The sequence below is a fragment of the Streptomyces sp. CB02400 genome, from assembly GCF_001905725.1.
Taxonomy (GTDB): Bacteria; Actinomycetota; Actinomycetes; order Streptomycetales; family Streptomycetaceae; genus Streptomyces; species Streptomyces atrovirens.
Window position 1 is genome coordinate 35,588 of the sequence record NZ_LIWB01000021.1, and the last position, 22,721, is coordinate 58,308.

General features: G+C 73.0%; 15 protein-coding genes. 6 read left to right on the plus strand and 9 right to left on the minus strand.

The genetic code is table 11. The features are described 5' to 3' along the window. The first annotated feature begins 80 nt into the window (after positions 1-80). The 6 genes from AMK33_RS34465 to AMK33_RS34490 all read left to right on the plus strand — a co-directional run bounded on the left by AMK33_RS34465 (position 81) and on the right by AMK33_RS34490 (position 9,908). A complete protein-coding gene (locus AMK33_RS34465; RefSeq protein ID WP_167748613.1) occupies positions 81-3,410 on the plus strand; it encodes an SCO5717 family growth-regulating ATPase in 3,330 nt (1,109 codons plus the stop codon). Positions 3,411-3,663: 253 nt separating this feature from the next. Further along, positions 3,664-5,526 carry an ABC transporter substrate-binding protein gene (locus AMK33_RS34470; protein WP_073936952.1) on the plus strand — a complete coding sequence of 621 codons (1,863 nt, stop codon included), beginning with the start codon at positions 3,664-3,666 and terminating at the stop codon, positions 5,524-5,526. Positions 5,527-5,543: 17 nt separating this feature from the next. After that, positions 5,544-6,644, plus strand: a complete 1,101-nt coding sequence (locus tag AMK33_RS34475) for an ABC transporter permease (protein ID WP_073936953.1) — start codon at positions 5,544-5,546, stop codon at positions 6,642-6,644. Continuing rightward, on the plus strand, positions 6,641-7,555 hold the full coding sequence (locus AMK33_RS34480; RefSeq protein ID WP_073936954.1) for an ABC transporter permease: 915 nt from the start codon (positions 6,641-6,643) through the stop codon (positions 7,553-7,555). The genes AMK33_RS34475 and AMK33_RS34480 overlap by 4 nt, the downstream gene beginning before the upstream one ends. After that, positions 7,552-8,922 (plus strand): ABC transporter ATP-binding protein, encoded by a 1,371-nt coding sequence (locus tag AMK33_RS34485; protein ID WP_079195076.1) that lies wholly within the window; start codon positions 7,552-7,554, stop codon positions 8,920-8,922. Before AMK33_RS34480 ends, AMK33_RS34485 begins: the two co-directional genes overlap by 4 nt. Continuing rightward, positions 8,919-9,908, plus strand: coding sequence for an oligopeptide/dipeptide ABC transporter ATP-binding protein (locus AMK33_RS34490; RefSeq protein WP_073936955.1), 990 nt, complete (start codon positions 8,919-8,921; stop codon positions 9,906-9,908). Before AMK33_RS34485 ends, AMK33_RS34490 begins: the two co-directional genes overlap by 4 nt. An 11-nt stretch (positions 9,909-9,919) precedes the next feature. Here AMK33_RS34490 and AMK33_RS34495 read toward each other — a convergent pair whose 3' ends face one another. The 9 genes from AMK33_RS34495 to rimP form a co-directional block, all read right to left on the minus strand. After that, positions 9,920-10,873 carry a bifunctional riboflavin kinase/FAD synthetase gene (locus tag AMK33_RS34495; protein WP_073936956.1) on the minus strand — a complete coding sequence of 318 codons (954 nt, stop codon included), beginning with the start codon at positions 10,871-10,873 and terminating at the stop codon, positions 9,920-9,922. Positions 10,874-11,018: 145 nt separating this feature from the next. After that, the gene (locus tag AMK33_RS44265; RefSeq protein WP_235618287.1) at positions 11,019-15,341 is read right to left on the minus strand and encodes a serine protease; all 4,323 of its coding nucleotides are present in this window, start codon (positions 15,339-15,341) and stop codon (positions 11,019-11,021) included. A 248-nt stretch (positions 15,342-15,589) separates the two neighbouring features. Then, on the minus strand, positions 15,590-16,495 hold the full coding sequence (truB, locus tag AMK33_RS34505) for a tRNA pseudouridine(55) synthase TruB (RefSeq protein ID WP_073936957.1): 906 nt from the start codon (positions 16,493-16,495) through the stop codon (positions 15,590-15,592). Next, positions 16,492-16,941 carry a 30S ribosome-binding factor RbfA gene (gene rbfA / locus AMK33_RS34510; protein ID WP_073936958.1) on the minus strand — a complete coding sequence of 150 codons (450 nt, stop codon included), beginning with the start codon at positions 16,939-16,941 and terminating at the stop codon, positions 16,492-16,494. Before rbfA ends, truB begins: the two co-directional genes overlap by 4 nt. 49 nt (positions 16,942-16,990) lie before the next feature. Continuing rightward, positions 16,991-17,284 carry a DUF503 domain-containing protein gene (locus AMK33_RS34515; protein WP_073936959.1) on the minus strand — a complete coding sequence of 98 codons (294 nt, stop codon included), beginning with the start codon at positions 17,282-17,284 and terminating at the stop codon, positions 16,991-16,993. A 199-nt stretch (positions 17,285-17,483) separates the two neighbouring features. Further along, a complete protein-coding gene (infB, locus tag AMK33_RS34520; RefSeq protein ID WP_073936960.1) occupies positions 17,484-20,549 on the minus strand; it encodes a translation initiation factor IF-2 in 3,066 nt (1,021 codons plus the stop codon). Positions 20,550-20,734: 185 nt separating this feature from the next. Continuing rightward, a complete protein-coding gene (locus AMK33_RS34525; protein ID WP_073936961.1) occupies positions 20,735-21,016 on the minus strand; it encodes a YlxR family protein in 282 nt (93 codons plus the stop codon). Between the two features lie 102 nt (positions 21,017-21,118). Beyond that, positions 21,119-22,129, minus strand: a complete 1,011-nt coding sequence (gene nusA, locus AMK33_RS34530; protein WP_073936962.1) for a transcription termination factor NusA — start codon at positions 22,127-22,129, stop codon at positions 21,119-21,121. 2 nt (positions 22,130-22,131) lie between these two features. Further along, the gene (gene rimP, locus AMK33_RS34535; protein ID WP_073936963.1) at positions 22,132-22,632 is read right to left on the minus strand and encodes a ribosome maturation factor RimP; all 501 of its coding nucleotides are present in this window, start codon (positions 22,630-22,632) and stop codon (positions 22,132-22,134) included. Positions 22,633-22,721: the final 89 nt, after the last annotated feature.

Sequence of the window (22,721 nt, forward strand, 5' to 3'; positions counted from 1 at the left end):
GTCGGCCGGCCGTGGACCGGACGGCCTCGCAGCAACCTCGAACGACTTCGGATGACGAGACACGGTCGCCCCGACGCGGCATGAGGGTGCGCGACCAACCAGGAGGAACTGTGAGCAGCGATCGGGACGGGACGCGCGGGGGCTGGGCGACACCCGGCGATGACCAGCCCGACGCGGAGTCCGCCATCGAGACGACGGGCGAGTTCACCATCGACTACGCGCCGCCGGCCTGGTACACGCAGAACGCTTCGGGAAGTTCGGAGTCGGGGGCGTCGTCCGCTTCGTCGCCCTCCGGTTCCTCGCCCTCCTCACCTGCTTCGGCTCCTTCCTCCCATGGGCCCGTTCCGCCGCTGCCGGGGCTGACTCCGCCGCCGCACGCGGTGGGGGCCGCGGGGCCGTCGTCCTTTCCGGCGCAGCCGCCCGCGCCCGCGCCGGGGGCGCCCTCCACTCCGCCCGCGCCCGCTTCTGCGCCGGGCGCCCCGTTCACGCCTCCGGCGTCCGCGCCCGCCGCGCCGTTCACGCCGCCCGCACCACCCGCGCCGCCGTCCGGGGGGCCGGTGGCCGTGCCGAGGCTTCCGGTGGGGAGCGGGTTCGAGCCGCAGCGGTCGGAAGCGGAGAAGGAACCCGAGGAGTCGGGTGCGGCTTCCCCTTCGGCCGTGCCGGACATCCCGGCCGATGGGTTCCAGGCCGACAACGGTGATCTGGAGAGCGGTGCGACGATCCGCTTCTCCGCCGCCGCGCTGAAGCGGGAGATCGCGGAGCGCGAGGCGGAGGCGGAGACAGAGCCAGAGACGGAGACCGAGGCGGGATCGGAGAACGAGGCCGGAGCCGAGGCCGAGGCCGGGGTGCGGCTGGGGCCGTCGGACGCCGACGACGCCGACGACGCCGAGGAGGCGTCCGGTACGTCCGGCGCGCACGAAGTCGGCGAGGTCTCCGGCTCGGAGGACGTCACACCTGAGGACGCCGAGTCCTCGGTGACCGACGTGGAGGACGACGCCGCGTCGGCGGAGCCGGAGGCCGGGCCCGAGGACGCGGTGCCCTCCGAGGACGTACCGGTGACGGACGAGCCGACGACTGTCGAGCCGGTGAACGACGCGGTGCCCGCCGCCGCGGCTCCCGCGGAGACCCTCGAGGACAGCACGCCCCAGGACGCCGTCCCGGCCGCGCCCGACGCCCCGCCCGCCTGGACTTCCCCGGCGCCGCATGACGTGCCCCCGGTGCCGTCGGCGTACCCCGCCGCCCCGGCGCCGGCCGGCCAGTGGCCCGCGCAGCCTCAGCAGGCGCCGCAGGTGCCCGCCCAGCCGGCGGACACGGGCGCGCGGCCTCAGCCCGCGGCAGCGCAGGACCAGCCGGCCGTCCCCGCCCAGCAGCCGCCGTTCCAGCCCCAGGCGCCGCAGCCCGCGCCCGCCGCCTGGAACCCGCCGACCGCCCCACAGGCCGGCTACGGCTTCCCGCCCGCCGGCCCGGCATCCCAGCAACAGCCCGAGACCCCGTCGGCGCCGAACGCCCCGGCCGGATACGGCTTCCCGCAGCCGGGCGCCGCGCCGACGCCCCCGGCCCAGCCCGCCAGTGCCCCCGGCACGGCGAACCCGCAGGCCGGTTACGGCTTCCCGCAGCCCGGCGCGGCAGTCCCCCAGCCCCCGGCGCAGCAGCCCGAGACCCCGGCACCCAACGCCCCCGCCGGATACGGCTTCCCCCAGCAGCAGCCGGGTGCCACCCCGACTCCCCCGGCCCAGCCCGCCGGTCACGGCTTCCCGCCCGCCGGTACCCCCGGCGCGGCGAATCCGCAGCCCGGCGCGGCGGCCCCCCAGCCCCCGGCGCAGCAGCCCGAGACCCCGTCACCCAACGCCCCCGCCGGATACGGCTTCCCCCAGCAGCAGCCGGGTGCCACCCCGACCCCTCCGGCCCAGCCCGCCGGTTACGGCTTCCCGCCCGCCGGTACCCCCGGCGCGGCAGTTCCCCAGCCCCCGGCGCAGCAGCCCGAGAGTGCTCCCGCTCCCGACGCGCACGCCGGGTACGGACTCCCCCAGCCCGGCACGGCAGTTCCGCAGCAGCAGCCCTTCGGGCAGCCCCAGCCCGGCACCCCGCCCGTACCCGGCCCGCAGGCCGGTTACGGCTTCCCGCAGCAGCAGCCGGGTGTGCCGCCGCAGCAGCCCGTCGATCCGCGTACCGGGGCCGCCTGGCCGCAGCCCGTTCAGCACGACCAGCGGCAGCCGACCAACCCCGGTGCGGCGCCCCTCGGCTACACCGCTGCCGTGGAGCTGTCCTCGGACCGGCTGCTCAACAGCAAGAAGCAGAAGGCGAAGAGCAGCCGCCCCGCGGCCGGCGGTTCGCGTTTCAAGCTGGGCGGGAAGAAGGAGGAGGCCGAGCGGCAGCGGAAGCTGGAGCTGATCCGTACGCCGGTGCTGTCCTGCTACCGCATCGCCGTCATCAGCCTCAAGGGCGGCGTCGGCAAGACGACCACGACCACCGCCCTCGGCGCCACCCTCGCCACCGAGCGGCAGGACAAGATCCTCGCGATCGACGCCAACCCGGACGCCGGTACGCTCGGCCGCCGGGTGCGGCGCGAGACCGGGGCCACCATCCGCGACCTCGTCCAGGCGATCCCGTACCTCAACTCGTACATGGACATCCGGCGGTTCACCTCCCAGGCGCCGTCCGGTCTGGAGATCATCGCCAACGACGTCGACCCGGCCGTGTCCACGACGTTCAACGACGAGGACTACCGGCGCGCGATCGACGTGCTCGGCAAGCAGTACCCGGTCATCCTCACCGACTCCGGTACGGGTCTGCTCTACAGCGCCATGCGCGGCGTGCTGGACCTCGCCGACCAGCTCATCATCATCTCCACGCCGTCCGTGGACGGTGCGAGCAGTGCCAGTACGACGCTGGACTGGCTGTCCGCGCACGGGTACGCGGACCTCGTCTCGCGGTCCCTCACCGTGATCTCCGGGGTGCGCGAGACCGGCAAGATGATCAAGGTCGACGACATCGTGGCGCACTTCCGGACCCGGTGCCGGGGCGTGCTCGTCGTGCCGTTCGACGAGCATCTGGCCGCCGGTGCGGAGGTCGACCTCGACATGATGCGGCCGAAGGTGCGGGAGGCGTACTTCAACCTCGCGGCGCTGGTCGCCGAGGACTTCGTACGGCATCAGCAGTCGCACGGTCTGTGGACCTCCGACGGCAACCCGCCGCCGGTCGCCGCCCCGCCGCTGCCGGGCCAGCCCTTCCCCGGCCAGCCCGTTCCGGGTCAGCCCATGCCCGGTCAGCCCATGCCCGGTCAGGCCGTCCCCGGTCAGCCGGGCCCGTACCCCCAGCAGCCGCAGCCCGGACAGCCTCCGGCCCAGCCCGGCCACCCGTACCCGCAGGTCCCGGGCCAGCCCTATCCTCCTCACCCCGGCCAGCAGTAAGGCCCCGCGACCGAGCGGCCCCTTTCGAGGGGCCGCTTTCGCGTGCGGGGCCGGAATCCGCCGTCAGGCCCTGGCCAGCAGCGCGTCAGTGATCTGGACCAATGGACGCGCCATGTGCGTCAACTCGTTGTTTCCGCAGGCCACATGGGGTGCCCGCGCCGTTGACGCTCGCGGTGGTCGCTGATAGACACACTCATCACTCATCTGATCAACCCGCCCTTCCCGTGCGAGCGATGACGCGAGGTCAGCGACCATGGAAACGAACGATCAGTACGGCGGTCACCACCGCACCCCGGGCCGCACCCGGCTCGTCATGGCGGCCGGCGCCGCCGCGCTCACCCTCAGCGCCGGGCTCGCCACCCCGCTCAACCCGGCGCCGGAGCAGGCGCGGGCGGCCGACGACGGCACCAAGGTGCTGACCGTCGCGGTGGCGCAGAGTGTCGACTCGCTCAGCCCGTTCCTGGCGGTACGGCTGCTCAGTACGAGCATCCACCGGCTCACCTACGAGTACCTGACGAACTACGACCCCGAGGACAACCACGTCATCCCCGGCCTGGCCACCAAGTGGGAATCGTCGCCGGACAAGCTGACCTGGACGTACACCATCCGCTCGGACTCCAAGTGGTCGGACGGCGAGCAGGCCACCGCCGAGGACGCGGCCTGGACGTTCAACACGATGATGACGGACCCCGGCGCGGCCACCGCGAACGGCAGCTACGTCGCCAACTTCGAGAAGGTGACCGCGCCGAGCCCCACCGAGCTGGTCATCGAGCTGAAGAAGCCGCAGGCCACGATGACGGCGCTGGACGTGCCGATCGTGCCCAAGCACGTGTGGGAGAAGGTCGACGACTACACGGAGTTCAACAACGACAAGGACTTCCCCATCGTCGGCAACGGGCCGTTCGTCCTCACCGACTACAAGGCGGACAGCTATGTGCGGCTGAAGGCCAACAAGGACTTCTGGCGCGGGTCACCCAAGTTCGACGAGCTGGTCTTCCGCTACTACAAGGACCAGGACGCCGCGGTGTCGGCGCTGCGCAAGGGCGAGGTGTCGTTCGTCGCCGGGTCACCGTCCCTGACGCCCGCCCAGACGGAGGCGCTGAAGAAAGAGAAGAACATCCGGGTCAACGACGCGCCGGGGCGCCGCTTCTACGCGCTGGCCACCAACCCGGGCGCGAAGGCGAAGAACGGCGAGAAGATGGGTGACGGACACCCCTCTCTGCTCGACCAGCGGGTGCGCAACGCGCTGTTCATGGCGGTGGACCGGAAGACCATCATCGACAAGGTGTTCCAGGGGCACGCCGTGGAGGGCGCCGGCTACATCCCACCGCGCTTCTCGCAGTACTTCTGGGAGCCGTCGGCCGACCAGGAGCTGGCGTACGACCCGGCGGAGGCGGCCCGGCTGCTCGACCAGGCCGGCTACGAGAAGAACGGCGACGGCAAGCGGGTCGGCAAGGACGGCAAGCCGATCGACTACCGCGTGCTGTGCCATGCCACCGACCCGAACGACAAGGCGGTCGGCCAGTACCTCGAGGAGTGGTGGGGCGACCTCGGTATCGGGGTGACGCTCAACTGCCTGGACAACGTGACCGATCCCTGGCTCGCCGGTGAGTACGACCTCGCCTTCGACGGCTGGTCGGTCAACCCGGACCCCGACTTCGTGCTGTCCATCCACACCTGCGCGGCGCTCCCGGCGACCCCGGAGGAGACCGGCGCGACCGACAACTTCATCTGCGACAAGACGTACGACGAGCTGTACGCGCGGCAGCTCGCCGAGTACGACGCCGGCAAGCGGGCGGACATCGTCAAGCAGATGGAGTCGCGGCTGTACGACCTCGGGTACATGAACGTCATGGCGTACCCGAACGCGGTCGAGGCGTACCGCACGGACCAGATCGAGTCGATCACCACCATGCCGTCGAAGGCGGGCAACATCTACGGCCAGGACGGCTACTGGAGCTGGTGGTCGGCGGTGCCGGCGGACTCCGGCGACGGGGGCGGTGATTCGTCGTCGACGGGCGTGGTCATCGGGATCGTCGCGGGTGTCGTCGTCCTCGCGGGGCTGGGGGTCTTCGTGGCGATGCGGCGACGGGCCACGGCCGAGGATCGCGAGTAGGCGGCGAACGGACACTCATGACCGCTGACGCGACATCCGCATCGGCAGGGGGCACGGGGGCCTCCGGTCCGACGAAGAAGGACGGACCGGAGGCCGCCCACGGACCACGCGGGCCACGCGGGCCACGCGACGGCCGTATCACCACCGCGTATCCGCGCTATGTGGCGGGCAAGCTCGCCGGTGCGGCCGTGTCCCTCCTCGCCGTCCTCGTCACCAGCTTCTTCCTCTTCCGGCTGATCCCCGGCGACCCGGTGAAGTTCATGACCGGCGGCCGTCAGGTGTCGGCCGAGCAACTGGCCGCGTACCGGGAGCAGTTCGGGCTGGACCTGCCACTGTGGCAGCAGTTCACCGACTACTGCGGCAAGGCGCTCACCGGCGATCTGGGGACGTCGTACCAGTTCAACGCGCCGGTGGTCGACAAGATCACGGAGGCGCTGCCGAACACGCTGCTGCTCACCGGCACCGCCTTCGTCCTCTACACGGCGCTCGGGATCGTCCTGGGCACCCGGTCGGCGTGGCGGCACGGGCGGCTCGGTGACAAGCTCAACACCGGGCTGGCGCTGACGCTGTACTCCCTGCCGTCCTTCTGGCTGGGGTTGCTGCTGATCACCACGCTGTCGGTGGGGATCGGGCCGCTGCCGGGGCTGTTCCCGACCGGTGGCATGGAGTCGGGCGGGGAGGAGGGCTTCGCGTACGTCGTGGACGTGGCGCACCACCTGGTGCTGCCGGTGGTGACGCTGGTGGCCGTGGATTACGGGCAGACGCTGCTGGTGACGCGGTCGGCGCTGCTGGACGAGATGGGCAGCGACTATCTGACCACCGCGCGGGCCAAGGGGCTGCGCGACGACCTCGTACGGCGCCGGCACGCGGTGCCCAACGCGCTGCTGCCGACCGTGACGCTGATCTTCATCAACCTCGGGCGGACGGTGGCCGGTGTGATCCTGGTGGAGACGGTCTTCTCCTGGCCGGGTCTGGGAGGGCTGTTCTACCAGGCGCTGAGCGTGCCCGATCTGCCGCTGGTGCAGGGGCTGTTCTTCGTGTTCGCCGCGGCGGTGGTCGTGATGAACACGCTCGCCGATCTGATCTATCCGCTGTTCGATCCCCGGGTGGGCCGATGACGACCGAGAAGATGCCGGCCGCGCGCCCCCGCGCCCTGGCGTGGCAGCGGCGCCGGGCCTCGGCCGCGCGGTTCTGGCGGCAGTACCGCACCCACCAGGCCGGCCTCTTCGGCCTCGCCACGCTGGCGCTGTTCGCGCTGCTCGCCCTGGCGGCTCCGCTGATCGTCGGCTCCGACGTGGCCGACGTGACCGGCGCGCCGGGCAGCCCGCTGGAGCGCCCGAGCGCGGAACTCCCCTTCGGGGCCGACCGGTTCGGGCGGAATCTGCTCGGCCTGGTGATCTGGGGTGCGCGGGTGTCGCTGCTGGTGGGGCTGCTGGCGGCCGTGCTGTCGGTGGCGATCGGCACGGTGATCGGGGTGACGGCGGGGCACTTCCGGGGCTGGTACGCGACGGTGGTGATGCGGATCACCGACTGGTTCCTGGTGATGCCGACGCTGGTGCTGGCGATCGCGCTGGCCACGGTGATGTCCCGCTCGCTGCTGACGATCGTCGTGGCGATCGGGGTGACGACCTGGCCGACGACGGCCCGGCTGGTGCGGGCGCAGACGCTGGCGGTGGAGACCCGGCCGTACATCGAGCGGGCGCGGGCGCTCGGCGGCGGGCACTGGCACATCATGTCCCGGCATGTGCTGCCCAATGTGATGCCGCTGGTGCTGGCGCAGACGACGCTGATCATCTCCTCGGCGATCCTGGCGGAGGCGACGCTGGCCTTCCTGGGGCTCGGCGATCCGACGGTGGTGTCGTGGGGCGGGCTGCTGCAGGACGCCCGGGAGGCGGGTGCGGTCAGCGCCGGGCACTGGTGGTACCTGGTGCCGCCGGGCATCGCCATCGCCGTGGTGGCGCTGGCGTTCACACTGTGCGGACGGGCCGTGGAGTCCGTCCTCAACCCCAGGCTGGGGGTGTCCCGTTGAGTCTGCTCGACGTCAGAGGGCTGACGGTCACGTACGCGGGCGGGGCGGCCGCCGTGCGCGGGGTGGATCTGCGGCTGGACGCGGGCCGCAAGCTGGGGATCGCCGGGGAGTCGGGCTGCGGCAAGTCCACCCTGGCGCTGGCGCTGCTGCGGCTGCTCCCGGCCGGGACGCGGGTCGGCGGGGAGATCCTGCTGGACGGCGAGGACGTACTGGCCATGAAGTGGGGCCGGGTACGGGCGGTCCGCTGGGCCGGGGCGTCCATCGTGTTCCAGGGGGCGATGCACTCCCTCAACCCCGTGCGGCGCATCGGCGACCAGATCGCCGAGCCGATCCTGCTGCACCGGAAGGCCACCCCGGCCGGGGCGCGGAAGAAGACCGGGGAGCTGCTGGAGCACGTCGGCCTTCCGGCCGCCCGTGCGTCGGCGTACCCGCACGAGCTGTCCGGCGGTCAGCGGCAGCGCGTCATGATCGCCATGGCGCTGGCCTGCGATCCGCGGCTGATCATCGCCGACGAGCCGACGACCGCGCTGGATGTGATGATCCAGGCGCAGATCCTGCGGCTGATCGAACAGCTGGTCGCGGACCAGGACGTGGGACTGATCATGATCAGCCATGACCTCGCGGTGCTCGCCGGCACCTGTGACCGGCTCGCGGTGATGTACGCGGGCCGGGTGGTCGAGGAGGGCCCGGCGGGAGAGGTGTACGAGGCCGCCCGCCACCCCTACGCCCAGGCGCTGTCGGCCGCGTTCCCGCGCATCGGTGACCCGGCGTCGCGCTTCGCGCCGCGTGGCCTGCCGGGCGACCCGCCGGACCCGGCGGCGCTGCCGTCGGGCTGCACGTTCCATCCACGGTGCCCGGTGGCACTGGACTCCTGTGCCACGGAGGACCAGCCGCTGCGGAACGCGGGCCCGAACCGGCGGGCGGCGTGCGTACGGATCACCACGGCGGCCGAGCCGGCCGACGAACCGGATTCCCCGCGGGACACTCCGACCGACGGCTCGGGTACGCGGCGGGACACGGCGGACGGTGATCCGGATGCCCATCGGGACACGGCGGACGACACCCCGGATCCCCGGCCGAGCAAGGCAGCCGACGACTCCGACACCCAGCACGGCACAACAACCGACGAACCCGACCCCCGACCGAACACGACAGCCGACGCACCGGACGCCCGGCGGAACACAGCAGACGACGGCTCAGACCCCCGGCCGAGCAAGGCAGCCGACGACTCCGACACCCAGCACGGCACAACAACCGACGAACCCGACCCCCGACCGAACACGACAGCCGACGCACCGGACGCCCGGCGGAACGCGGCAGCCGGTGATCCGGGGTCCCTGGAGGAAGCGAGGCCCAGTACCCCATGACCACCTCCACCACTCCCCTCCTCAGCGCTCAGGGTGTGCGCATCGCCTTCCCGGGGCGGCACGGTGCCCCGGACGCCCGGGCCGTGGACGGTGTCGACCTGGACATCCGGCCCGGTGAGATCGTCGCCCTGGTCGGCGAGTCGGGCTGTGGCAAGACGACGCTGGCCCGCGCCCTGCTGGGTCTGGTCGAGCCGACCGCGGGCCGGGTCACCTTCGACGGGCGGCCGTTGGAGTACTCCGGCCGCTCCCTGAAGGCGTACCGCAGGCGCGTGCAGCTGGTGCTGCAGGACCCGAGCGGCTCGCTCAACCCCCGGCACACGGTGTACGACGCGGTGGCCGAGGGGCTGCGCATCCACGGCCACGGAGGTGACGAGCGGGCCGCGGTCGCCGACGCCCTGTCCCGGGCCGGGCTGCGCCCGCCGGAGCGCTTCTTCCTGCGCTATCCGCACGAGCTGTCCGGCGGTCAGCGGCAGCGCGTGGTGATCGCGGGCGCTCTGGTACTGGAACCCGAACTCCTCGTCGCCGACGAGCCGGTGGCCTCCCTCGACGCGTCGGTACGCGGGGAGATCCTCGCCCTGCTGCTGCGGCTGCGCGCCGAACTGGGCCTGTCCGCGCTGGTGGTCACCCACGATCTGGGGCTGGCCTGGAACATCGCCGACCGGGTCGCGGTGATGTACCTGGGCCGGATCGTGGAGACCGGGGCGGTGGAGCGGGTCCTGACGGCCCCCCGGCATCCGTACACCCGGGCCCTGCTGTCGGTCCTCCCCGAGGCACCGGGCGAGCCGGTGGTCCTCACGGGCGAGCCCCCGGACCCGTCCCGCGTCCCGTCCGGCTGCCGGTTCCACGCCCGCTGCCAGATCCTGGCGGGCGGCGAGGCGGACCGGGCGGGGGTGGCGGAGGCGTGCCGGGGCCGGGACCCGGAGATCCTCGACGGGGGCGGCACGGCCCAGGTGGCGTGCCACTGGGCGCACGCCCGGAAGAGCTGACCGGACAGGCCCTACGGCTTCTCGGCCGCGGCCACGAGGGTCTTGCAGCGCTCGACGTCCTCGGCCATCTGCTCCAGCAGCGCCTCCAGCGTGTCGAACTTCGCCTGGCCGCGCACGAAGGCCAGGAAGTCGACGGCGACATGGAGGCCGTACAGGTCGAGGCCGACGCGGTCGATGGCGTACGCCTCGACCGTGCGCTCGGTGCCGTCGAACTGGGGGTTGGTGCCGACGGAGATCGCGGCCGGCATGGCCTCGCCCTGGGCGTGCAGCCAGCCGGCGTAGACGCCGTCGGCGGGGATCGCGGTGTGCGGGAGGGTCTCGACGTTGGCCGTGGGGAAGCCCAGGTCGCGGCCGCGCTGGGCGCCCCGGACGACGACGCCCTCCACCCGGTGCGGGCGGCCCAGGATCTCGGCGGCGCCCTCGACCTCGCCCTCGGCGACCAGGCGGCGGGTGAGCGTGGAGGAGAACGGCTCGCCGCCGCCCGCCTCACCGCTGACGTACAGGTCGACGACCTCGACGTCGAAGTCGTAGACCCGGCCCTGCTCGGCGAGGAACTCCACGTTGCCCGCGGCCTTGTGGCCGAAGCGGAAGTTGGGGCCCTCGACGACCGCCTTGGCGTGCAGCTTGTCGACCAGCACCTTGACGACGAAGTCGGCGGCGGACAGCTTCGAGAACTCGGTGGTGAAGGGGAGGATCAGGACCGCGTCGACACCGAGGCCGGCCATGAGTTCGGCGCGCCGGTGGTGCGGGGCGAGCAGCGGGGGGTGGCTGCCGGGGCGGACGACCTCGCTGGGGTGCGGGTCGAAGGTGACGACGACGGCGGGGACGCCGAGCGCCCGGGCGCGGTCCACGGCATGCCGGATGATCAGCTGGTGCCCGCGGTGGACTCCGTCGTAGGAGCCGATGGTGACGACGCTGCGCCCCCAGTCCTGGGGGATGTCCTCCAAGCCACGCCAGCGCTGCACTGTGCCTGCTCCTTGTCGAAACCTTGTCGAACGAACCCGAGTCCGTGGACTTCTCTGCGCAGCTCTAAGGGTGCCATGCCGCGTGCCGGGGGCCCGCATCGGCATGGGGGCTGTGTGACGGGGTGCACGTGCCGGCCGGGCGGGGTCAGGCGGGGACGACCGCTCCGGTCAGGTTCCCGATGGTCCGGCGGGTGGCGGGCCCGATCAGCGCGGACCACTCGCGTGGGGCGTCCGTCAGCCAGCCGGCCACGGCGGCGGCGAAGCCCGGCACATGGCTGCCCAGGTCGGCCAGGCAGTGGTCGAAGCGGGTGGCGCCCTCCGGGGTGCGCGCGAGGAGCAGCCCGGTGCGGTGGACGAGGACGCGCGGCTCGGGGCCGGTGTTCCGGGCCGCGGCGCGCAGCACCGCCTCCAGGACGGCGGGGTCGGACTCGCGGGCGAGCAGGGTGTCCAGCAGTTCGCGGCGCAGCGGGCGGGAGGCCGGTGTGCCGGGGCCGGCGAGGATGCCGGCGAGGGCCACCCGGAGTGGTTGCGGGCCGCCGTCGAGCAGGCCGGTGAGCAGGGTCCTCAGTACGGCACGGGCGGCCGGGCCCCGCTCCAGCCGCCCGTCGGCGTACGCGGCCACCTGTCCCGTCAGCTCTGGCCGCCGCTCCACCGTCTCCCGTACGAGTGCGGCGACCCGGCGGGCCAGGGCGGGCGGGGCGGCGTCGGCGAGGGCGCGGAACGTCTCGCCCGCGCCGGTCCCGCCGAGCCTGGTGCGGAAGGCGTCGAGGACGGGCTCCGGGTGGGTGGCGAGGGCGGGGGTGAGCGCGCTCGGCGGGAGGTGGGGGTCGCCGGCCGCGAAGCGCTCCAGGGCCCGCGGGAGGTGGCGGTCCCTGCTGTTCGGGTCGCGGACGAGGAGGGCGAGGGCGCCGCCGTGCAGCTCGCGGTCGGCGGTGCGGACGAGGACGGCGAGCGCCGCGTACCTCAGCAGGGTGCGGTCGGTGTCGTCGCGCGCGTACGGCGCGACGAGCAGGCCGTAGGCGATGGCCGTGGCCCGGCGTGCGGGGCGTTCGTCCTTCGCCCACCGGTCGACGGCCCTGCACATCGCGGCGGGTTCCTCCTCCGTCAGCACGGTGAGCAGTTGGTCGGCCCGCCGGTGCGCGCTGTCGGCGAGCGCCTCCGTCAGCGCGTCCGGGGCCGCGTGCCGGTGGGTGTGCAGCAGCGCCTGCGCGGCGGTCGCCACGGTCGCGTGCGGGGTGGCGGGCAGCGGCCGCTCGTCCTCGAACCAGCGGATGAGGTACGGCAGTACGGCGACGGGGTCGGCGGCGAGCAGCCGGGCGGCGGCGTCGAGGAAGCGGGGCCCGTTCTCGCACGGGGGTCCGTCGGCGTGCACGAGTCGGCGCAGCAGTGCGCACCGCGTCTCCGGCGGCAGCCGGAGAGCGGCCCAGAAGGCGGGCCCCAGCTCGGGCGGCACGCCCCGCCGCTGCTCCCGCCAGGCCACGAGACGGTCGGCCAGCAGCCGCAGCACGTCCGTGTACGGCGTCGCGTCGGCCACGCGCGCGAGGGTCCCGCCGAGCAGCCGGGCGGCCCACCAGGAACCCGGATCGGCGTCGAGGGCGTGCACCAGATCCGTGAGCCGCGTGGAGAGCCGCCGGCTGCCGTGCCGCCGCGCGAGAAACAGCAGGGCCTCGACGACGACACCGATGCGGTGATGCGGGACGGGGGTGCCGGCCGGAAGGACGGCTTCGGCGCCGGGGGCGGCCGGGTGGAGGTCGACAGCAGGCAGTACCGGGCGTCCGACAGCCACGCCGGCCCCACCGCCATCGGCCGTCACATCGCTGTGGTGGAAGAGGCAATCGTCAGCAGGCCGGTAATCGGTATCGGCGACGGCCCAGGGGTCGGGACCGGCAACGGTCCAAGGGTCGAAAGCGACAGCGGGCAGACCACGACGATCACCAGCCGCACCGGCCCAACGGCCGGACAACGGGAGAGACCCCTCAGCGGCATCCCGGTCGCCGGAAGCGGCAGCGGGCCGGGACCGGTGGCCGGTCAGCGGGAAGCCGCCCTCGGCGGCGGCCGGCCACAGGGTGCGCCCGTCGGGAGCGACCGGGGTAGCAGGAGCAGTACGGCGCCCGTCCGCCACACCGGACCTACGGCCGGACAACGGAAGAGACCCCCCAGCAACATCCCGGCCACCGGGCAGCAGGAAGCCATCCTCGGCAGCAGCAGGCCGCGGAGAGCGCCCGTCGGAAGCGACCGGAGTGGCGGGGACAGTGCGGCGCCCGTCCACCGCACCGGACCTACGGCCGGACAACGGAAGAGACCCCCCAGCAACATCCCGGCCACCGGGCAGCAGGAAGCCATCCTCGGCGGCGGCCGACCGCGGGGTGCGCCCGTCGGAAGCGACCGGAGTGGCAGGGGCAGTGTGGACCAGGACGCGCAGGGCGTCGTCCACGTCGAGGTGGGTGCCGTGGAGCCAGTCGGCCAGTTCCTCGTCCGCGAACCGGTAGCCGGTCGTCCCGGCCGGGACGAAGAGTCCCTCGGCGAGCACGGCCGAGGCCCAGCCGGTGCCGCCGCCGAGCCGGTCGGGGGCGGGCCCCCGGGGGAACACCGCGTCGAACGTCTCCCGGTCCAGCCCGCCCGATCCGAGGCTGCGCCGGGCGGCCTCGTGCACCTGTCCGGCGACCTTGGCGGCGAGCCGGCGTACGGCGGTGCCGCGGATCCCGTTCCCGTCGGCGAGGCGGACGGCGATCCGCAGGCACATCAGGTCCAGGTGGGCCGAGAAGACGTCGTCGCGGTCGACGGGGGCGTCGGGGGCGGTGTCGGCGAGGGCGGACCGGATGTCCGCGAGCATCCGCAGGGTCAGGGGGTGGCGGGCGTCGGCGTCGGCCACCGCGCCCTCGGGGACGCCGTGGCGGGCGCGCGCCCGGCGGGCCTCCTCGGCGGTGAGGTCACCGAGGGCCACACAGGCGGGGAGCCCGTCGGGGCGGGGCGCACCGGCGTGCAGCAGCTCTTCCGGGAACCCCGCCTCCTCCCAGTACTCCGCGCGGCACGCCACCACCATCCGGGCCCCCGTCGCCCGCAGCCACCGGACGGTCCCGGTGATCCACTCGGCCGACCTGTCGAGCAGGATCTCCTCGGGGCCGTCGAGGAGGAGCAGCAGGGGGTGGCCGGCCGTGCGGGCGAGCCCGGCCAGGTGCTCCGGGCTCACGTCACCGAGGGCGTCCGGAGGGGCCGGGAACGGGGCGCGGGAGGCCGCGACGACGGCGGCGGCCCGGTCCAGTGCCCGGCGGGCGGCGTCCGCGACCGAGCCGTCGCCCGCGTCCAGGTCGGCACCGCGCAGCCGGAGCGTGGGCCGGCCCGCGCGGTACCGGCGGGCGGCGAGCGCCGCGAGCTGCGTCGTACGACCGCTGCCGGGCGGCCCGACCAGTCCCAGCACGGCGGCCTCGCCCCGCTCGAACGCGGCGAACTCCGCGAGCACGGCGAGCCGGTCGACGGGCCCCACGCCACCGGCCAGCCCGTCCTGCCCGACCGAGGAGCCCCCCGCACCCACAACACCAGCCGACCCGTCCCGCTCTAACGCGGCGAACTCCGCGAGCACGGCGAGCCGGTCGACGGGCCCCACGCCACCGGCAGACCCGTCCCACCCGACCGAGGAGCCCCCCGCACCCACAACACCAGCCGACCCGCCCCCTCCGGCCGGGGAAACCCCCGCACCCACAACAGAGCAGCCGACAAACCCCACGCCACCAACCGACCCACCCCACCCGCCCGAGCCGGCCGTGAGCTGCACCACCCCGGCAAGGTTGAGGTCGGCTCCGTGAGCCGGGACCGTCGCCGCGTTCTTGGCGAGCAGCTCGGCGAGCGGGCCCTCGGCGAGGGCCGGGGGAGGTAGCCGTACGGCGAAGCCCTCGGCGCGGTCGTCCGAGTGGAGCGCGGTGCCGAGGACGCCGAGGACGGTGCCGGTGGTGGCGTCGAGGACCGGGCCGCCGGCGGCGCCGCCGCCGAGTCGCAGTGCGTCCCGGCCCGCGGTGCCGACCGCCAGTTCCAGGGCGTCGCCCAGTGCGTACGCGCGGTCGGTGGCGGTGTAGGTCACGGGGCCCGTCCCCAGCACGCGCGCCTCGCGCCAGCCTCCGGCGGCGATCCGCACATAGGTGCCGGGCTGGACGGCGCGCCGCGTGGTGACCGGCAGCGGTGCGACGCCGAGCCCCTCGCTGCGGACCAGGGCCAGGCCGAGCGCGGGCAGCGGGGTCACCGCGTCCGCGGTCACCACGCACTGGCGGCCGGCCGCCGCGCGCAGCACGAGCCGGGGCAGACCGTCGACCGCCTCGTGACCGGTGATCACCGTGCCGTGGTGATCGGCCACGAAGCCGGTGCCGCGCGGCCGGCCGGCGAGGTCGTGCAGGCGGACCAGGACGTCGCACAGGTCCGGAGCGTCGTCCGGGGTCTCCCGTTCGTGACGGGGTTCGTATGCGTAGGGGGACGGCATCGTCGAGCCTCCCGTCGCTCATCCGTGCCCTTGGCTGCGACAGTAGGGCCGAGATGATCAGCGGGACAGATCGCCCGGTGAACGCGCCCCCTTCCGCTCCCCCGGTTCACTCCGAGCGCCCGCACTTACGGGTGAACAGGCGGGGGTGGATGGATACACCCTAGGGGTGGGGGAACCGAGGGGGACCGTGGAGCGGCGTCATGTCCATCCCCGTGACGCCGCTCCACGGACGGATCCCCGGAAAAGCGTCAGCCGAAGACGGCCAGGCTCTTCGCCTTGCCCCGCTGCTCCTCGACGAGGGCCAGGAACCGGCGCTCGGGGCCGAACACGGCCACGGCTCCGGAACCGGCGTACTCATCGGGCATCTCAAGGCGCACCCCGTTGGTGAGCAGCCTGGCCCGCCGGTCGTCGACGTCCCAGCGCGGGAACGCGGCCGTGGCGGCCTCGGCGATCGGCATCACCGTCAGCTCCTGCTGGAGCTGGTCCAGCGTCTTCGCGGAGTCCAGCTTGTACGGGCCGACGCGGGTGCGGCGCAGCGCGGTGAGGTGCCCGCCGACGCCCAGTCCCGCGCCCAGGTCGCGGGCGAGGGCGCGGATGTAGGTGCCGGAGGAGCAGACGACCGACACCACCAGGTCCAGCACGGGGGTGCCGTCCTCGGCGACCGCCTCCCGGACGTCGTACACGGAGAACGAGGAGACGGTGACCGGCCGGGCGGGGATGTCGAACTCCTCGCCCTCCCGGGCCCGCTTGTAGGAGCGCACCCCGTTGATCTTGATGGCGCTGACCCTGGACGGCACCTGCATGATGTCGCCGGTCAGTCCGGCGACACCGGCGTCGATGCCCTCGCGGGTGACCGCGGAGGCGTCGGTGGAGGAGGTGATCTCCCCCTCGGCGTCGTCGGTGAGCGTGTTCTGCCCGAGCCGGATCGTGCCGAGGTACTCCTTCTCGGTCAGCGCGAGGTGGCCGAGGAGCTTGGTCGCCCGCTCGACACCGAGGACGAGGACGCCCGTCGCCATCGGGTCGAGGGTGCCGGCGTGGCCGACGCGCCGGGTGCGCGCGATGCCGCGCATCTTGGCGACCACGTCGTGCGAGGTGAAGCCCGACGGCTTGTCGACGATGACAAGGCCGTCGGGCGTGGTGGGCTTCCGGTTCATTCGGCGGTGTCGTCCGTCTCGTCGTCTTCCGGCTTGCGGTACGGGTCGGCCTCGCCGGCGTACGTGGCGCCCGCGGACGCCTCGCGCACCTTCGCGTCGGACTGGCGCGCCCGGTCGAGGAGGTCCTCGATGTTGCGTGCCGTGTCCGGGAGCGCGTCCATGACGAAGGCCAGGGTCGGCGTGAACTTCACGCCCGCCGCCCGGCCCACCTCGGAGCGCAGGACGCCCTTGGCGCTCTCCAGGCCCGCCGCGGCGGCCTTGCGCTCCTCGTCGTCCCCGTACACCGTGTAGAAGACGGTCGCCTCCCTGAGGTCACCCGTGACCCGGGTGTCCGTGATGGTGACGTGCGAGCCGAGCCGCGGGTCCTTGATCCCGCGCTGCAGCTTCTGGGCCACCACCTCTCGGATGAGGTCCGCCAGCCTTTTCGCCCGCGCGTTGTCGGCCACTGGTCCGTCTCCCGTTCTTTCCTGTCTGCGTATCTCTGGGCTGTGGTCGTCAGTCGTCTTCACCGTGGAAGCGCCGCCTGACGGACAGCAGTTCCACCTCCGGGCGCCCGGCGACCAGCCGCTCGCAGCGGTCCAGTACGTCGGTCAGGTGCCCCGCGTCGCCGGACACCATGGCCAGGCCGATGACCGCCCGGCGATGGAGGTTCGTGTGATCCACCTCGGCCACGCTCACCGCGTACTTGCGCTGGAGCTCGGCGACGATCGGGCGGACGACGGAGCGCTTCTCCTTCAGCGAATGTACGTCGCCGAGGAGGAGGTCGAAGGACAGCGTCCCCACATACATGTGCAACCGGTTCACCCGCCGGTACGGGATCGATGGCCCCGCCATCCGTGGTGGGCGGGGACATCAGAACCGTACATCGAAGGGGGTGCGGCGATCGACGGATATTGTGCTCCGCCGGCCGCGCCGCCGTGCGTCCGCACACACGCGCCGGCCGGCGGGACCCGGGTGGGTCCCGCCGGCCGGTACGCACCGTGGGGTGTTACACCCGCGGCTTCTCGCGCATCTCGTACGTCGCGATGACGTCGTCGACCTTGATGTCGTTGAAGTTTCCGAGGTTGATACCGCCCTCGTAGCCTTCGCGGATCTCGGTGACGTCGTCCTTGAAGCGACGCAGACCTTCGATGTTGAGGTTCTCCGCGATGACCTTGCCATCGCGCAGCAGGCGCGCCTTGGTGTTGCGCCTGACCTCGCCGGAGCGGATGAGCACACCCGCGATGTTGCCCAGCTTGGACGAGCGGAAGACCTCGCGGATCTCCGCCGTGCCGAGCTCGACCTCTTCGTACTCCGGCTTGAGCATGCCCTTGAGGGCCGCCTCGATCTCCTCGATCGCCTGGTAGATGACCGAGTAGTACCGGACGTCCACACCCTCGCGCTCGGCCATCTGCTGCGCACGCCCGGCGGCGCGCACGTTGAAGCCGATCACGATGGCGTCGGAGCCCATCGCCAGGTCGATGTCGGACTCCGTGACCGCACCGACACCGCGGTGCAGGACGCGGATGTCGACCTCTTCGCCGACGTCCAGCTGGAGCAGCGAGGACTCGAGCGCCTCGACGGAACCGGAAGCGTCACCCTTGATGATCAGGTTCAGCTGCTGGACCTCGCCGGCCTTGAGCACCTTGTCCAGGTCCTCGAGGGACACGCGGCGCGTGCGCTTGGCGAACGCGGCGTTGCGCTCACGGGCGGCGCGCTTCTCGGCGATCTGACGGGCCGTACGGTCCTCGTCCACGACGATGAAGTTGTCGCCCGCACCCGGGACGTTGGTCAGGCCCAGGACCTGGACCGGCGTCGACGGGCCCGCCTCGGCGACGTTGTTGCCGTTGTCGTCGAGCATGGCGCGCACGCGGCCGTAGGCGTCGCCCACCACCATCGTGTCGCCGACCCGCAGCGTGCCTCGCTGGACGAGGACGGTCGCCACGGCACCGCGGCCGCGGTCGAGCCGGGACTCGATCGAGATGCCCTGCGCGTCCTGCTCGGGGTTGGCCCGCAGGTCGAGCGAGGCGTCCGCGGTGAGGATGACGGCCTCGAGGAGGCTGTCGATGTGCAGACCCTGCTTGGCGGAGATGTCGACGAACATGGTGTCGCCGCCGTACTCCTCGGCCACCAGGCCGTACTCGGTCAGCTGACCGCGCACCTTGGTCGGGTCCGCGCCCTCGACGTCGATCTTGTTGACCGCGACGACGATCGGGACGTCGGCCGCCTTGGCGTGGTTGAGCGCCTCGACCGTCTGCGGCATGACGCCGTCGTTGGCCGCGACGACCAGGATCGCGATGTCGGTCGACTTCGCACCACGGGCACGCATGGCGGTGAACGCCTCGTGACCCGGGGTGTCGATGAAGGTGATCTTGCGATCCTCTTCGTTGACCTCGGTCGTGACCTGGTAGGCACCGATGTGCTGGGTGATGCCGCCGGCCTCGCCCGCGATGACGTTCGTCTTGCGGATGGCGTCGAGGAGGCGGGTCTTACCGTGGTCGACGTGACCCATGACGGTGACGACCGGCGGGCGGACCACCAGGTCCTCCTCGCCGCCCTCGTCCTCGCCGAACTCCAGGTCGAAGGACTCGAGCAGCTCGCGGTCCTCCTCCTCCGGGCTGACGATCTGAACGGTGTAGTTCATCTCGCCGGCGAGGAGCTGGAGCGTCTCGTCGGAGACGGACTGGGTCGCAGTGACCATCTCGCCGAGGTTCATCATGACCGCGACGAGCGACGCCGGGTTGGCGTTGATCTTCTCCGCGAAGTCGGTGAGCGAGGCACCGCGCGACAGGCGAATGGTCTCGCCGTTGCCGCGAGGCAGCATCACGCCGCCGACCGACGGGGCCTGCATGGCCTCGTACTCCTGGCGCCTCTGCCGCTTCGACTTGCGGCCACGACGCGCGGGACCACCAGGACGGCCGAAGGCGCCCTGCGTGCCACCGCGGCCACCGGGACCGCCGGGACGGCCACCGAAGCCGGGACGGCCACCGCCGCCGGCGAAGCCGCCACCGCCACCGGGACGACCGGCGAAACCGCCGCCGCCACCCGGACGACCGGCACCGCCGCCGCCACCCGGACGGCCGGCGAAGCCGCCGCCACCGGGACGACCGCCGCCACCGCCGGGACGACCCGCACCGCCCGGACCGCGGCCGCCGGGGCCGGGACGCGGGCCGGCAGCGGGACGCTGCGGCATCATGCCAGGGTTCGGACGCGGACCGCCGGGGCCGCCGCCGGGACGGGGACCGCCCTGCGGACGCGGCATCGAGCCCGGGGTCGGGCGCTGCCCGCCCGGAGCCTGCGGACGCGGACCGCCGCCCTGGCCACCGGGGGCCTGCGGACGGGGACCGGCACCGCCGGCACCGCCGGGACCACCCGGGCCGGGACGCGCGCCCTGCGGGCGCGGAGCCTGCGGACGGGCCATGCCGGTGGAGCCACCGGAGGTGAAGGGGTTGTTACCGGGACGCGGACCGGCCGGGCGACCGCCCGGACGCGGTGCGCCGCCACCGGGACGCTGACCCTGACCGGCCGGACGGCCCTGGCCGCCCTGACCCTGACCCTGACCACCCTGACCGGCGGGACGACCGCCGGGCTTGGGGGCACCGGGACGCGCGCCACCGGGCTTCGGACCGGACGGAGCCGGAGCCGGAGCCGCCGCCGCAGGCGGGGCCTGGAACTCCGGGGCCGCCGGAGCCGGACGCGGCGCGGGGCGCGGGCCCGGCGTCGGACGCGGACCGGAGGCAGCCGGCGCGGGCGCCGACGGGGCCGCCGGCGGCTGGGCCGCGGCGGGCTTGGGCGCGGCCGGCGGCTTCGGGGCGGCCGGACCCGGACGGGCCGCCTGCGCCGGGGACGGCGCGGCGGGCCTGGGGGCCGCCTTGCGGGGCGCGCCGGGCTTCGCGGCGGACTTGCCGTTGCCCCCGCCCTGCTGGAAGGCGTCGGTCAGCTTGCGTACTACGGGCGCTTCGATGGTCGAAGACGCCGAACGGACGAATTCACCGAGTTCCTGGAGCTTGGCCATGACGACCTTGCTCTCCACACCGAACTCCTTGGCGAGTTCGTAGACCCGGACCTTAGCCACTTCGCTCCTTTGAGGTCCGGGTTGCGTCCGGACCGTCGCTAGTTCATGGGCGTACTCATCGCGTACTCATCGAGTGCTCATCGCAATCTCGACCTGCTTTCGACTCGCGAGGTACCAGACCGCACGGGGACTTCCGTGCGGCATGTTCTTGCGTGTTGCCTGTCCAGCCGGCGGAGAGCCGCTGCTCAGCAACCTTGTGCCTGCTCGACGTAGAGGCGCAACGCCTTTACGTCGAGCGGTCCCGGGACGCGGAGCGCCCGTGGGAACGCCCTGCGGCGCACCGCCTGGTCGAGACAGACCGGGACGGGGTGCACATACGCACCCCGGCCGGGCAGCGTACCGCGAGGATCGGGGACGCACGCGTCCTCGATCACCACGATGCGCAGCAGCTCGCTCTTGACCGCTCGCTCCCGGCACCCCACGCAGGTGCGCTCGGGGCATACGCCAGCACGTGTCCGGCCAGACACTCCTCAGTCTACCTCCCCGCGCCGACCTCACCCCTTTGGGGCAAGAATCGAACACTTGCCGCGCGCAAAGCTGTCGTGATCTCAGCGACCTGCGGCTTGGATCTATTCCCCGGACCGTTCCCCGGCCCGTTCCCCGGTCTGTTCCGTGTCCGGCCGGATGTCGATCCGCCAGCCGGTCAGCCGGGCGGCGAGACGGGCGTTCTGCCCCTCCTTGCCGATCGCCAGGGACAGCTGGTAGTCCGGCACGATGACCCGGGCGGACCGGGCGGCCATGTCGACGATCTCCACCTTCGAGACCCGGGCCGGCGACAGCGCGTTCGCCACCATATCGGCCGGGTCGTCGGACCAGTCGACGATGTCGATCTTCTCGCCGTTCAGCTCGCCCATGACGTTGCGCACCCGGCCGCCCATGGGGCCGATGCAGGCGCCCTTGGCGTTCAGGCCCGAGCGGGTGGAACGTACGGCGATCTTGGTGCGGTGGCCGGCCTCACGGGCGATCGCGGAGATCTCGACGGACCCGTCGGCGATCTCCGGCACCTCCAGGGCGAAGAGCTTCTTCACCAGGTTGGGGTGGGTGCGCGACAGGGTGACGGACGGGCCGCGCACACCCTTGGCCACCCGGACGACGTAGCTGCGCAGCCGCATGCCGTGCGGATAGGTCTCGCCGGGCACCTGCTCCTGCACCGGCAGGATGGCCTCCAGCTTGCCGATGTCGACCAGCACGTTCTTCGGGTCGCGGCCCTGCTGGACCACTCCGGTGACGATGTCGCCCTCGCGGCCGGCGTACTCGCCGAGCGTCGCGTCGTCCTCGGCGTCGCGCAGGCGCTGCAGGATGACCTGCTTGGCCGTGGTGGCGGCGATACGGCCGAAGCCGGACGGGGTGTCGTCGAACTCGCGGGCCTCCTGGCCCTCCTCGAGGTCCTCGGGGTCCTCCTTCGCCCACACGGTCACATGTCCGGTCTCCCGGTTGAGCTCCACGCGCGCGTGCCGGCGGCTTCCCTCGGTGCGGTGGTAGGCGATGAGGAGGGCCGATTCGATCGCTTCGACCAGCAGGCCGAGGGAGATCTCCTTCTCCCTCACCAAGAGCCGAAGTGCACTCATGTCGATGTCCACGATTACGCCTCCTCTTCCTTCTCGTTGTCCTTGCGGTTGAACTCGACCTGGACGCGCGCCCTGGTGATGTCGTCGAAGGCGAGTCTGCGCGCGGTGGCCTTGCGGCCCTTCACGCCGGGCACCTCGAGGTCGAGACCCTCGTCGTCGGCCTCGATGATCCTGGCGACCAGTTCGCCGCCCTCGGCGAGCTGGAACCGGACCAGGCGGCCGGTGGCGCGCGTGTAGTGCCGGTGCTCGGTGAGGAGGCGCTCCGCGCCCGGGGTGCCGACCTCGAGGGTGTACTCCGCGCTGCCCATCGCGTCCGTCTCGTCGAGCTTCGCCGAGAGCGCGCGGCTCACATCGGCGATCCGGTCGAGGTCCGCTCCGGTGTCGGAGTCGACGACGACGCGCAGCACACGCTTGCGGCCGACCGCGTCCACGGCGATCTCTTCGAGATCCAGGCCCTGGGAGCTGACGAGCGGTTCCAGAAGTTCTCGAAGCCTCTCGCTCTGGGTGGTGCTCATCCGGGTGACTCCTCGGCCGCGTGTGCTGTTGTGGGACGGTGCGCGTGTCTGGTCAAAGGGTATCCGGTCGCGGAGGGTGTTGCTGTCCA

Coding starts and splice junctions, on each gene's coding strand:
- AMK33_RS34515 (WP_073936959.1), bottom strand. CDS start 17,284: ATGTATGTGGGGACGCTGTCCTTCGACCTCCTCCTCGGCGACGTACAT.
- AMK33_RS44265 (WP_235618287.1), bottom strand. CDS start 15,341: ATGCCGTCCCCCTACGCATACGAACCCCGTCACGAACGGGAGACCCCG.
- AMK33_RS34490 (WP_073936955.1), top strand. CDS start 8,919: ATGACCACCTCCACCACTCCCCTCCTCAGCGCTCAGGGTGTGCGCATC.
- AMK33_RS34470 (WP_073936952.1), top strand. CDS start 3,664: ATGGAAACGAACGATCAGTACGGCGGTCACCACCGCACCCCGGGCCGC.
- rimP (WP_073936963.1), bottom strand. CDS start 22,632: ATGAGCACCACCCAGAGCGAGAGGCTTCGAGAACTTCTGGAACCGCTC.
- AMK33_RS34475 (WP_073936953.1), top strand. CDS start 5,544: ATGACCGCTGACGCGACATCCGCATCGGCAGGGGGCACGGGGGCCTCC.
- truB (WP_073936957.1), bottom strand. CDS start 16,495: ATGAACCGGAAGCCCACCACGCCCGACGGCCTTGTCATCGTCGACAAG.
- AMK33_RS34480 (WP_073936954.1), top strand. CDS start 6,641: ATGACGACCGAGAAGATGCCGGCCGCGCGCCCCCGCGCCCTGGCGTGG.
- AMK33_RS34465 (WP_167748613.1), top strand. CDS start 81: ATGAGGGTGCGCGACCAACCAGGAGGAACTGTGAGCAGCGATCGGGAC.